Consider the following 11,901-nt stretch of genomic DNA (forward strand, 5'->3'; position numbering starts at 1 on the left):
GTAAAATATGCTTTTTTTATGGACTTATAAATAATATTTATAGGTTGAGAGAAATTGTTACTGTAATCGAACCACTTTTTCAATACTATTCGTTTCGGGAATGAAGATATTGATGCGGTATTCATTCAAAAGGCTAGTCGTCTGCAAGGAAGTGAGCTTGAAATTCAGTTTGCCGACTTTGGAATGCCGGAACAACAAAATGATTTCCGGATCATTGGCGACTTGCATTGCATTCCAAAAGGCAGTAAATCTGGGACTGGTCGTGGTCATCTCATTAATAAACGTGCTGTACCAAGTGTCGCCGGAGAAACGGCCATAATAGGCACGAAACAGCGCCATGAACTCATTGACGAATTCTTCCCAGTTGATGGCAAGCCGGCGGATCTCTTCGCGTGTAAACAAGATCTTAATGAGGTTACGATCTTTACCAGCTAATTGATTAAAGTCTAAAAAAACTTTCGTAGCTAGCTCATTCCAATCGACGATCTGCAAATGCCGATCGGTCACCAAAATAGGGAAATTAGGCATGGCAGAAATGATTTGATGAATCGCTTCATTGGGCTTCTTGCGTGAAATAGGCACATCTTCTTCCGCCAGTTGATAGCGATAAGCTAAAGAAAGCAAGTAGTTTTTTTCATCTTGATTTAAATGGAGGACACGAGCGATCGCGTTGATCGCATCAAGGGAAAGGGTGATATCTTTTCCTTGTTCAAAACGTGTGTACCAGCTGATACTGAGCCCGGCTAATAGAGCAACTTCCTCTCTACGCAGTCCTTGGACACGCCTTCTTCCACCAGTGGAAATCCCTAATTGTTCAGGCGAGATCGCGTTTCTTTTTTCCTTTAAAAAGGAGGATAATGCTTGGAGCCGTTCCGTGTTATTCAAGTCAGTCACCTTCCTTATCACTAATTATCCTAGGATAACTACTAAATTGTACTACGTTAATAACTATTCTATACTATTATCGAGAGGAGTGCGAAAAAATGGTAGAAAATCGAGTAGTCATCACCGGAATAGGGGTTATTTCTCCGTTAGGTTTTAATAAAGAAACAGCTTGGAAGGCGCTGAAAGAGGGCGTTTCAGGAATCAGTACGATCGAAAACACAGATACTAGCGATCTAAAAGTCAAAATTGCTGGTGAAATAAGAAATATAGAGGCAGATGTAGATCTGGATAAAAAAGAACTGCGGAAATTAGATCGCTTTTCTTTATTTGCACTTGCAGCTGCCAAAGAGGCATATGCGGACAGTGATTTTGCAAACGCAGCGATCGATCCGTATCGTTTTGGAGTTTATGTCGGTTCGGGGATCGGGGGAATCCAATCTCTGATCGATAATGTAGAATTACTGAAAGAACGAGGAAGTCGCAGAGTCAGCCCCTTATTAGTACCAATGCTGATGCCGAATGCAGCTACTGCAAATATCAGTTTGGCTTTCCAAGCAAAAGGACCGACAATGTCGATCACATCAGCTTGTGCGACTAGCAATAATTCGATCGGAGAAGCCTACCGGGCAATCAAATATGGTTTTATCGACGCAGCATTTGCCGGTGGCACAGAAGCAGCGATCAATGAAGTAGCAATCGCTGGTTTCAGCAATGCGAAGGCATTATCGCAAAATAATGAACAACCCACTCAAGCTAGCAGGCCTTTCCACAAGGACCGCGATGGTTTTGTCATTGCAGAAGGAAGTACTGTTTTGATTTTAGAAAGTCTAGCAAGCGCTGAAAAGCGGGGAGCAGCGATTTATGCAGAAGTGACAGGTTATGGTGTCGCTTCGGATGCTTATCATATCGTTGCGACTGATCCAGAGGGAAAAGGAGCAGCGAAAGCAATGGAATTTGCGCTGGAAGATGCGGGGATCACAGCTGAAGATATTGACGTCATCAGTGCCCACGCAACTAGTACGCCTGTCGGAGATGCTTCCGAAGAAAAAGCGATCCGTCAAGTTTTCACAGATTCAGACCCATTGGTAACAGCTAATAAATCTATGACTGGCCATATGTTAGGTGCAGCCGGAGCGTTTGAAGCTTTTGCCTTAGCAAAAATGCTGCAAGAAGATGTGGTAACCCCAACGATCAACTTAGATGAGGCGCATATAGAATCGAATCTGCACATTCCCTTTATTGCGGAAAAACGCAGTCTGACATATGGTCTGTCTAATTCCTTTGGATTTGGTGGCCATAATGCAGTGCTTATTTTGAAGAAATATAAAGCTGACAAGGAGTAGAAACAATGACAAATATTCGAATCGACATAGTAACAGCTGCAGATCAAGAAGCGCTTCACCTAGAAAATGAAGCTTTTGATGTTTTTGGTCGTCTGATCGTTTCTCGAATCAATGAAAAATGGGAATATGACAAAGAGTTGTTTTCTGAAACAACGACAATGACTTTTCCCGATGAAGCCTATGATTATGAGCAAGTCTCCCAAAACGGGTTTGCCGTAGCTGCTTATGTGGATGAGGAATGCGTGGGACTCGCCGTGATCCAGAAGGATTGGTTCCAATATATGTACTTGATGGATTTAAAGGTAAAGCAGAAATACCGGAAATCCGGGATCGCCAAGTTGTTGATCGCACGCGCAAAGGAAGAAGCAGTGCAACTTGGAAAACGTGGGATCTATACGATCGGGCAAGATAATAATTTGGCAGCTTGCCTATTTTATCTGCACAGCGGTTTTCGGATCGGTGGCCTAAATACAGATGTATACAAGCATACCCGGCAAGAGGGCAAGGCAGATATTTATTTTTATTTAGAGGACTAACAAAAGGATGGGAATTGTTCCCATCCTTTTTTATATGAAAATAGAACTGGCTTCGACTAGCTTTTTCTTTAATTGCTTTTCATAGCCAGTAAACGGGTAAAGGTCGTTTACCCATAAATAAATATAAAAATAAAGCGGATCTTTCAAACGCAGTGTGACCATATTTCGCTGCGTGCCGACTGAAGAACGGATCATCAGCCCAACGCCGATATCGGAAGAAATAAGTGATTTTGCTGTTTGCAGCTCATCTGTATAATAAAAATTATTGATTTCTTCTTCCATCCCGTTTGCGTGACATGTTTTCTCCAAAATATCGCTTTGCAGAAATCCTTTCCCCAAGGAAATGAAGCGGGAACCCTTTAATTCGGAAAACGCGATTGTCTTCTTTTTGGCAAGCGGATGTAACTCTGAAACGCAGACCACAAACTCGTCGCGCGCAATGAAATACGATTCCAGATTTGCTGGTTTTTCCTCCGTCGCAGAACCGATAAATGCCATATCTACTTCGCCGTCTTTCAAAAGTTGATGCATCTCGATCGAGCCCGTTTCCACTGTGGAAAAGGCATTGATTTCTTCCGTTGAGAGCTGTTTCATGATCTCGGGGAAAAAATAAGCACCGATGATTGGAGGAACGCCTAGTTTTAATTTTCGAGAGGGAGTGTTGCTGACTTCTTCCCGCATTCGTTCAACATCATGGATAATGATTTTGGCGTAATCCAGCATTTTTTCACCGGCTGGCGTTAAATAAAGGGGTTTTTGACCACGACCACGAATTAGCAGCTGTTGTCCCATTTCTTCTTCTAAACGATGGATACTCATCGAGATCGAAGGCTGAGAAACAAACAGCTTTTCAGAAGCTTTTGTAAAATTATGCGTTTCGCAAAGGGTAATAAAATACTGCAAGTCGCTTAAAATCATGTGTATCCTCCTCTCTTGGAAAAGTAAAGCAGGGTGGCAGATGCTTTAATTCGTCCTCGTTAAAGGCCTATAATGTAAGCACATTTGCCACCCTGCAAAATCGGAGTTATTAATTAGTCGTCTAATGCCACATTATGATAGACTTTTTGGACATCTTCCAAGTCTTCTAATGTGTCGATCAACCGCTCGAATTTCTCCAGGTCTTCTCCTTCGAGTGGTACTTCGTTTTGAGGGATCATTTCGATCTCAGCGATTGTAAATTCTTCAATACCAGCGGATTTCAATGCTTCTTGAACCGCATGGAAGTCATCCGGTTCAGCATAAATGATGACTTGGTCTTCTTCTATAAAGATATCGCGGGCATCAATATCCGCTTCCATCAATAGTTCCAAGACTTCCTCTTCTTCTTTTCCGGTGATCCCGAAGATGGCTGTATCATCAAACATGTACGCAACAGAACCGCTCACGCCCATATTTCCGCCATTTTTATTATAAGCAGCACGAACATCAGAAGCAGTGCGGTTGACGTTATTGGTCAGTGCATCCACGATGATCATGGAACCATTTGGTCCAAAACCTTCGTAACGAAGTTCTGAATAAGTTTCGTCGCCTGTGCCTTTTGCTTTTTCAATGGCGCGGTCAATGACGTGTTTCGGCACATTATAAGTCTTGGCACGTTCAATAACAAAGCGCAATTTTTGGTTAGCATGTGGATCTGGTTCTCCTGATTTTGCAGCTACATAAATTTCGATACCGAATTTTGCATAGATGCGACTTGTATTTTTGTCTTTAGAAGCCTTTTTTTCCTTAATATTTGCCCATTTACGGCCCATATTCTCCACTCACTTTCTAATTCGGTGTTAAACACTCTTTCCTATTATAAAGAAAACATCGCCTTTTGTTAAGTAATAATTTGAAAAGCATACGAAATTCAGTATACTTAATAGTAGAGAACAGGAGGAATCAAGATGCAACCCTTACCAAAATGCCCAGAATGCCAGTCCGAATATACCTATGAAGACGGAGCAATGCTGGTTTGTCCGGAATGCGGACATGAATGGTCGCCAGAGGAAACAGCGGCCCAAGATGCAGGATTGATCGTCAAAGATGCAAATGGCGCTCTATTGAACGACGGCGACAGCGTTACGATCATTAAAGATTTAAAAGTAAAAGGGAGTTCCACTCCACTTAAAATCGGGACAAAAGTAAAAAACATCCGACTTGTAGAGGGCGATCATAATATAGATTGCAAAATTACAGGCTTCGGAGCAATGAAGTTAAAATCCGAATTTGTAAAAAAAGCTTGATCAAAAGAGAGCTGCACCTTAGGGGGCGGCTTTTTTCTGTGAATTCCCAGAAAAGTCACGCAAGACCGAATATAGCGCTTACATGTTTACAAAATACTTTTGACAGGGTATGATGAAAGTAATTTAACAGAGAAAAGAGGGGTAATTTTCATGGAATTAGCAAAACTGATCGATCACACAGCGTTAAAACCTGAAACAACAAAAGCACAAATCACGCAATTGTGCAAAGAAGCAAAGGAATATGGATTTGCGTCTGTATGTGTCAACCCAACTTGGGTAAAACTGGCAGCCGAACTTTTAGCAGGATCGGATGTAAAAGTTTGTACCGTAATCGGTTTTCCATTAGGAGCCAATACTTCTGCTGTGAAGGCGTTTGAAGCAAAAGACGCGATCGCAAACGGAGCAGGCGAAGTGGATATGGTTATCAATATCGCGGCTTTGAAAGATAAAGATGATGCTTTGGTAGAAAGTGATATTCGTGCAGTCGTAGAAGCGGCTAACGGAACTTTGGTAAAAGTTATCATCGAAACAAGTTTATTATCCGATGAAGAAAAGGTTCGCGCTTGCGAGATCGCTGTAAAAGCTGGAACGGATTTTGTTAAAACATCAACAGGTTTTTCAACTGGTGGAGCGACGAAAGAAGATGTTGCATTGATGCGTAAGACTGTAGGACCAACAATTGGTGTGAAGGCATCAGGCGGTGTACGAACCAAACAAGATGTAGAAGATATGGTAGCAGCAGGAGCGACGAGAATTGGCGCTAGTGCAGGGGTAGCAATTGTTTCAGGGGATCAGACAAGTAAGTCAGATTACTAAAAAATAGCAATTTATGGTTAGCGAGATGAAAGAAAACGCTGTATCGTAAAACGGTTTACTTGTTCAGGTAACTGTAAACGGTGTCAGCATAGCTGTAAATGTTTTTGGAGGTTTTGTTTTGAAGTATCTAGTAGGAATCGTTGGATTGATTGTATTTTTAGTCATTGCGTGGCTGGCAAGTAATAATAAGAAGCAAGTAAAATATCGGCCTGTGATCGTAATGCTTGTACTACAGTTTGTGTTAGGTTTTTTACTACTGAATACCGGCGTGGGGAATTTCTTGATCAAAGGAATCGCAAATGGCTTTAACCATTTGTTATCTTATGCCAATAGCGGTGTCGAGTTTGTATTCGGCAATCTTGTCAAGCATGATCAGGCTACTTTCTTCTTAGGTGTTTTGATGCCGATCATCTTTATTTCAGCCTTGATCGGAATCTTGCAACATTGGAAGATCCTACCGTTCATCGTCAAATGGATCGGGGTCCTTTTGAGTAAAGTCAACGGAATGGGAAAACTAGAATCTTATAACGCAGTCGCGTCCGCTATTCTGGGACAATCGGAAGTCTTTATTTCCGTAAAAAAACAATTAGGGCGTCTGCCGGCGAATCGCTTGTATACATTATGTGCTTCCGCGATGTCGACAGTTTCGATGTCGATCGTTGGTTCATATATGACACTGCTTCAGCCACGTTATGTGGTTACGGCGCTCGTGCTCAATTTGTTTGGCGGATTTATCATCGCATCGATCATCAATCCATATAAAGTTGATCCAGACGAAGATATTTTAGAAGTTCAAGAAGAAGAGAAACAATCGTTTTTTGAAGTATTAGGCGAATATATCATGGATGGTTTCAAAGTAGCCATTACAGTAGCGGCGATGCTTATCGGGTTTGTAGCGATCATTGCATTGATCAATGCACTTTTCAGCGGTATCATCGGTATTTCTTTCCAAGATCTATTAGGTTATATTTTTGCGCCATTTGCCTTCTTGATGGGTGTCCCCTGGGATGAAGCTGTCAAAGCAGGAAGTATCATGGCAACGAAATTGGTTTCGAATGAATTTGTGGCAATGACGACACTTAGCCAAGGGCATTTTTCGTTCAGTGGCAGAACCACAGCGATCATATCGGTTTTCTTGGTTTCCTTTGCCAACTTTTCTTCGATCGGAATCATTTCCGGCGCTGTAAAAGGTCTGCATGAGAAGCAAGGAAATGTCGTAGCAAAATTTGGATTAAAATTATTATTCGGCGCGACGCTGGTAAGTTTTGTCAGCGCAACGATCGTCGGATTGATTTATTAAATAGAAGAGGAGCGGATTTAAATGGTAGAAGCATTCAAACGTATTCATGTGATTGTAATGGACTCAGTAGGTATCGGGGAAGCACCTGATGCAGCGGAGTTTGATGATTTTGATGTCGATACATTAGGCCACATTGCTGGTAGCCGTGGTGGTCTGAAAATGCCAAATATGGCAAAACTAGGATTATCGAATATTCGTGAGATCGAAGGCGTACCAAAAGCAGATGCGCCGCTTGCATATTATACGAAAATGCAGGAAGTTTCTGCAGGAAAAGATACCATGACAGGACATTGGGAAATCATGGGGCTGTTCATTGATAAACCTTTCCGCGTTTTCCCAGATGGCTTCCCAGATGAATTGATCCAAAAAATCGAGGATTTCTCTGGTCGCAAAGTTATTGGAAATAAGCCAGCCAGCGGGACAGAGATTATGGAAGAACTAGGCGAGGAGCAACTTAAAACCGGTGCATTGATCGTCTACACTTCGGCGGATTCCGTACTGCAGATCGCAGCAAATGAAGAGATCATTCCGCTAGAAGAATTATATCGCATTTGTGAATACTGCCGTGAGATCACACGTGATGAACCTTATATGCTTGGTCGCATCATTGCTAGACCATTTGTCGGTAAAACCAAGGAAACATTTGAAAGAACTTCCAATCGCCATGACTATGCCTTGAAGCCATTCGGCGCAACAGTGATGAATGCGTTAGAAGACGGCGGTTTGGATTCAATCGCGCTTGGAAAGATCTCCGACATTTTCGATAATGAAGGCGTAACGAAATCGATCCGTACCAAATCCAATATGGACGGCATGGACAAATTTATCGACTTATTAGAAGAAGATTTCCATGGCATGAGCTTCCTGAACTTAGTAGACTTCGATGCTCTTTATGGGCACCGCCGTGATCCAGAAGGCTACGGAAAAGCGCTTGAAGACTTCGACAGCCGTTTGCCGGAAGTATTTGCAAATCTCAAAGAAGATGACTTACTACTGATTACCGCTGATCACGGGAATGACCCGACGTATCGCGGAACAGATCACACTCGTGAATATGTACCGCTGATTGCTTTCTCGAAACGCTTTAATGGTGGTTCTGACCTAGGACTGCGTAAAACGTATTCTGATCTAGGTGCAACAGTTGCAGATAATTTTAAAGTGAAAATGCCGGAATACGGCACTAGCTTTTTAGATCAATTGAAATAAGAAGGGATGGATGAAAAGCAATGAGAATGGTAGACATAATCTCTAAAAAACGTGATGGCAAAGCTCTTTCTACAGAAGAAATCAATTTCTTCGTGGATGGTTATACAAAGGGAGACATCCCGGATTATCAAGTAAGTGCGCTTGCAATGGCGATCTACTTTCAAGATATGAATGAACAAGAACGCGCTGACTTGACGATGGCGATCGTAAATTCCGGTGATGTGATCGACCTTTCTGCTATCGAAGGCGTAAAAGTCGACAAACACTCGACGGGCGGCGTTGGCGATACCACGACGTTAGTCTTGGCGCCACTTGTCGCAGCACTTGATGTCCCTGTAGCAAAAATGTCCGGACGCGGGCTTGGTCACACAGGTGGGACGATCGACAAATTAGAAGCAATCAAAGGTTTCCACATTGAATTATCCAAGCAAGACTTCGTCGAACTTGTGAACCGCGATAAGGTAGCGGTCGTTGGACAATCCGGCAACCTGACTCCTGCTGATAAAAAGCTTTATGCGCTTCGTGATGTGACTGGGACCGTCAACTCTATGGCATTGATCGCAACATCGATCATGAGTAAAAAAATCGCTGCTGGTGCGGACGCGATCGTTTTAGATGTCAAAACTGGCGCCGGCGCTTTCATGAAAACAGAAGAAGATGCCGAAGCACTTGCGCATGCGATGGTGAAGATCGGCAATAATGTCGGCCGTAAAACCATGGCTGTAATTTCCGATATGTCACAACCGCTCGGTTTTGCGATCGGAAACGCGCTTGAAGTGAAGGAAGCGATCGATACATTAAAAGGACAAGGGCCAAAAGACTTGACAGAGCTTGTTCTCACACTTGGCAGTCAAATGGTCGTACTGGCGAAAAAAGCAGCGACCTTAGAAGAAGCGCGTCAAAAGCTCCAAGAAGTGATTGATTCCGGCAAGGCATTAGCGAAATTCAAATCGTTCCTTACAAATCAAGGCGGCGATGCTAGCATTGTCGATGATCCTGAAAAATTACCACAAGCAGCTTATAAAATCGAACTTCCAGCGCTAGATTCTGGCTATGTAAGCAATATCGTTGCCGATGAATTAGGCGTAGCAGCGATGATCTTAGGTGCAGGAAGAGCAACGAAAGAAGACGAAATCGATTTAGCAGTAGGATTGATGCTCAACAAGAAAGTCGGCGATAAAGTCGAAAAAGGCGAATCATTGGTAACGATCTACAGCAACAAAGAAAATGTGGACGATGTCAAAGAACGCCTTTACGCGAATATTGAAATTGCTGATTATGCCGAAGAGCCAACGTTGATTCATACGTTAATTACGGAGTAAGGAGAGGATTTGCATGAATATCGATCAAGTGATTGATAAAGCAAAACAAGCACGGGAATTTGCCTATACACCATATTCTCATTTTCCAGTCGGGGCGGCACTCGTGACCAAGGACGGAGAGGTCATCCAAGGCTGCAATATCGAAAATGCTTCATTTGGCCTAACAAATTGCGCAGAACGAACAGCGATTTTCAAAGCCGTTTCTACGGGAGAAAAGGACTTCCAGCATCTAGTCGTAGTTGCTGACACAGAAGGCCCAGTAGCCCCATGCGGCGCGTGTCGCCAAGTCATCAGCGAATTTTGTGAACCGGATATGCCGGTCACCCTGACGAACTTGAAAGGAAACACCGTTCAAACTACCGTTGCAGAACTTCTTCCAGGAGCGTTTACTCCGAAAGATCTGAATTAAACAAAAGACTTGGAGGTGACAAATAGGCCTCTAAGTCTTTTTTGTGTTATTCTAAAAGCATATCGAACACTGGGGAAGCGAAACGCTGAGATAGGTGTTGTGTCGGGTCTCTTTGAACTTGATTTAGGTCGCAGGTTTACAGTTAGCATTGCCGGTTTATGGGGTTTGTTCCATTGTCTAAAGGAGGAAAAAAGATGTTGTTTTCAGAGCATTTAAAAGAAGAAGCACAGCCGATCTTGGCAGCGATCCACGATCATCCGTTTGTTGTCGGAATCGGGGAGGGAAAGCTACCAAGAGAAGCGCTGCAGTTTTATATCGAACAAGATACGAATTATTTGAAAGCCTTTGCGAAAATTTACGCAGCGGCAATCATGAAATGCGACAATAAAGCGGATATGGCGTTCTTTTCAGAACAGATCGATCTCACTTTACATAGTGAAGTAACGCCGCATCAGCTTTTTTCAGAAGTAGCTGCGATTGATTATGAAGCCCATACACATGCAGATTTAGCGCCGACAGCTTATTTATATAACGAACATATGTATAACGCTGCAAGAGAAGGCAGCTTGCTGGATATTGTAGCTTCCTTGGCGCCATGTCCATGGACTTATGAAGAAATCGCAGTCGCACATACGGTGAGCGGTAAAAACGAAGCAACAAATCCTTTTGCCAAGTGGATCGATTTTTATCATCCGAATGTGGGAGAAGAAAGTGCCACTGCGAAATTATTCTATCTACTTGACCGAGAAGCTGCACAATCAAATGAAGCAGCGCGCGAAAAAGCCAAACAACGCTTTTTACGAAGCTGCGAATTAGAATGGCATTTTTGGGAAATGGCCTACCATCAGATCGACTGGCGGTTTTCTGCAAAACAAGCAATCAAATAAAAGGAGTTGGCAGGGAAATGGCGAAAATAGTAATTATTGGAGATATTTTAGAAACGAATCAACAAATGCTGGCAGATCACGAACTGCTTTTTTTGGAACGCGGTACAAAACCGGAAATTCTTCGTGACACGTTAAAGGGCGTAGAGGCAATGATCATCCCATTGTCAGAAAAAATCGATGCAGCAATTATTGAAGCGGCGGATTCATTGAAGATCATTGCTAATATCGGAGCAGGATTTGATAATATCGATATTGAAGCAGCAAAACAAGCAGGAATCGTTGTGACCAATACACCAGCTGTTTCTACAGCAGCCACTGCCGATTTGACATTTGGTTTACTGTTAGATGTTGCTAGACGTATCTCAGAAGGCGATCGCCTGCTTCGAACTTCCCCAGAGTCCTTCACTGGTTGGGCAACCACTTATTTCCTCGGCACTTCCTTATCTGGAAAAACACTGGGCATTATCGGGCTTGGTAAAATCGGTCAAGCTGTGGCAAAGCGTGCAAAAGCCTTCGGAATGAAAATCATTTACTCCGGACATCACCCAAAACCAGCTGCCGAAAAATTTGCCGCCGAATTTGTCAGCCAAGAAACACTGATCGCCAGCAGCGATTTTATTACCATTCATGCAGCTTACAGCGAGAAATTAAAGCACTTGTTCGATGAAAAAGCTTTTGCAGCTATGAAGAATACTGCATTCCTTATTAATGCTGCAAGAGGACCGATCATCGAAGAAGCAGCCTTGCTGAAAGCATTGAAAAATAAAGAAATCGCAGGTGTCGCACTGGATGTTTTTGAATTTGAACCGAAACTTTCCAAGCAGTTCAAGGAATTTGAAAATGTCGTGCTGACACCGCATATCGGAAATGCGGATACAGAAACACGTTATCAAATGACCGCGATGGCGATCGAGAATGTGAAGGCTGTGCTTCATGGGAAAGAAGCGGAGAATGCAGTTTATTGATTAGAAA

At 42.9% G+C, this 11,901-nt stretch carries 13 protein-coding genes; 10 read left to right on the forward strand and 3 right to left on the reverse strand.

Features of this window, described 5'->3' with window-relative positions:
• Positions 1-57 precede the first annotated feature (57 nt).
• Positions 58-885 carry a helix-turn-helix transcriptional regulator gene (locus HMPREF0556_RS09015; protein WP_036103322.1) on the reverse strand — a complete coding sequence of 276 codons (828 nt, stop codon included), beginning with the start codon at positions 883-885 and terminating at the stop codon, positions 58-60.
• 98 nt (positions 886-983) lie between these two features.
• On the opposite strand from HMPREF0556_RS09015, the gene fabF reads away from it, so the two are divergent.
• On the forward strand, positions 984-2,228 hold the full coding sequence (gene fabF, locus HMPREF0556_RS09020) for a beta-ketoacyl-ACP synthase II (protein WP_003757839.1): 1,245 nt from the start codon (positions 984-986) through the stop codon (positions 2,226-2,228).
• A gap of 5 nt (positions 2,229-2,233) precedes the next feature.
• Entirely contained in the window at positions 2,234-2,764 is a 531-nt protein-coding gene (locus HMPREF0556_RS09025; RefSeq protein WP_003757841.1) for a GNAT family N-acetyltransferase, read from the forward strand.
• 30 nt (positions 2,765-2,794) lie between these two features.
• Here the strand turns inward: HMPREF0556_RS09025 and HMPREF0556_RS09030 are convergent, their stop codons facing one another.
• Positions 2,795-3,682: a LysR family transcriptional regulator gene (locus HMPREF0556_RS09030; protein WP_003757843.1), complete on the reverse strand. Its 888-nt coding sequence runs from the start codon at positions 3,680-3,682 to the stop codon at positions 2,795-2,797.
• Positions 3,683-3,795: 113 nt separating this feature from the next.
• Positions 3,796-4,515, reverse strand: coding sequence for a YebC/PmpR family DNA-binding transcriptional regulator (locus HMPREF0556_RS09035; RefSeq protein ID WP_003757844.1), 720 nt, complete (start codon positions 4,513-4,515; stop codon positions 3,796-3,798).
• A 135-nt stretch (positions 4,516-4,650) separates the two neighbouring features.
• Between HMPREF0556_RS09035 and HMPREF0556_RS09040 the strand changes: the two genes are divergently transcribed.
• From HMPREF0556_RS09040 to HMPREF0556_RS09075, 8 genes are all read left to right on the forward strand, one after another.
• On the forward strand, positions 4,651-4,989 hold the full coding sequence (locus HMPREF0556_RS09040) for a zinc ribbon domain-containing protein YjdM (RefSeq protein WP_003757846.1): 339 nt from the start codon (positions 4,651-4,653) through the stop codon (positions 4,987-4,989).
• Between the two features lie 150 nt (positions 4,990-5,139).
• Positions 5,140-5,805: a deoxyribose-phosphate aldolase gene (gene deoC / locus HMPREF0556_RS09045; RefSeq protein ID WP_003757848.1), complete on the forward strand. Its 666-nt coding sequence runs from the start codon at positions 5,140-5,142 to the stop codon at positions 5,803-5,805.
• Positions 5,806-5,923: 118 nt separating this feature from the next.
• Positions 5,924-7,105: a NupC/NupG family nucleoside CNT transporter gene (locus HMPREF0556_RS09050; RefSeq protein WP_003757851.1), complete on the forward strand. Its 1,182-nt coding sequence runs from the start codon at positions 5,924-5,926 to the stop codon at positions 7,103-7,105.
• 21 nt (positions 7,106-7,126) lie between these two features.
• The gene (deoB, locus tag HMPREF0556_RS09055) at positions 7,127-8,311 is read left to right on the forward strand and encodes a phosphopentomutase (protein ID WP_003757853.1); all 1,185 of its coding nucleotides are present in this window, start codon (positions 7,127-7,129) and stop codon (positions 8,309-8,311) included.
• A 20-nt stretch (positions 8,312-8,331) separates the two neighbouring features.
• Positions 8,332-9,633 carry a pyrimidine-nucleoside phosphorylase gene (locus HMPREF0556_RS09060; RefSeq protein ID WP_003757855.1) on the forward strand — a complete coding sequence of 434 codons (1,302 nt, stop codon included), beginning with the start codon at positions 8,332-8,334 and terminating at the stop codon, positions 9,631-9,633.
• Between the two features lie 13 nt (positions 9,634-9,646).
• A complete protein-coding gene (locus HMPREF0556_RS09065) occupies positions 9,647-10,042 on the forward strand; it encodes a cytidine deaminase (protein ID WP_003757857.1) in 396 nt (131 codons plus the stop codon).
• 194 nt (positions 10,043-10,236) lie between these two features.
• Positions 10,237-10,929, forward strand: a complete 693-nt coding sequence (gene tenA, locus HMPREF0556_RS09070; protein WP_040486700.1) for a thiaminase II — start codon at positions 10,237-10,239, stop codon at positions 10,927-10,929.
• 17 nt (positions 10,930-10,946) lie between these two features.
• Positions 10,947-11,894: an NAD(P)-dependent oxidoreductase gene (locus HMPREF0556_RS09075; RefSeq protein ID WP_003757861.1), complete on the forward strand. Its 948-nt coding sequence runs from the start codon at positions 10,947-10,949 to the stop codon at positions 11,892-11,894.
• Positions 11,895-11,901: the final 7 nt, after the last annotated feature.

Origin of the sequence: Listeria grayi DSM 20601 (assembly GCF_000148995.1) — a bacterium.
GTDB lineage: Bacteria > Bacillota > Bacilli > Lactobacillales > Listeriaceae > Listeria > Listeria grayi.

Excerpts from the sequence above, each read along its gene's own strand:
- HMPREF0556_RS09075 (WP_003757861.1), top strand. The coding sequence starts at position 10,947 with ATGGCGAAAATAGTAATTATTGGAGATATTTTAGAAACGAATCAACAA.
- HMPREF0556_RS09060 (WP_003757855.1), top strand. The coding sequence starts at position 8,332 with ATGAGAATGGTAGACATAATCTCTAAAAAACGTGATGGCAAAGCTCTT.
- HMPREF0556_RS09040 (WP_003757846.1), top strand. The coding sequence starts at position 4,651 with ATGCAACCCTTACCAAAATGCCCAGAATGCCAGTCCGAATATACCTAT.
- tenA (WP_040486700.1), top strand. The coding sequence starts at position 10,237 with ATGTTGTTTTCAGAGCATTTAAAAGAAGAAGCACAGCCGATCTTGGCA.
- deoC (WP_003757848.1), top strand. The coding sequence starts at position 5,140 with ATGGAATTAGCAAAACTGATCGATCACACAGCGTTAAAACCTGAAACA.
- HMPREF0556_RS09035 (WP_003757844.1), bottom strand. The coding sequence starts at position 4,515 with ATGGGCCGTAAATGGGCAAATATTAAGGAAAAAAAGGCTTCTAAAGAC.
- HMPREF0556_RS09030 (WP_003757843.1), bottom strand. The coding sequence starts at position 3,682 with ATGATTTTAAGCGACTTGCAGTATTTTATTACCCTTTGCGAAACGCAT.
- HMPREF0556_RS09065 (WP_003757857.1), top strand. The coding sequence starts at position 9,647 with ATGAATATCGATCAAGTGATTGATAAAGCAAAACAAGCACGGGAATTT.
- HMPREF0556_RS09025 (WP_003757841.1), top strand. The coding sequence starts at position 2,234 with ATGACAAATATTCGAATCGACATAGTAACAGCTGCAGATCAAGAAGCG.
- deoB (WP_003757853.1), top strand. The coding sequence starts at position 7,127 with ATGGTAGAAGCATTCAAACGTATTCATGTGATTGTAATGGACTCAGTA.
- fabF (WP_003757839.1), top strand. The coding sequence starts at position 984 with ATGGTAGAAAATCGAGTAGTCATCACCGGAATAGGGGTTATTTCTCCG.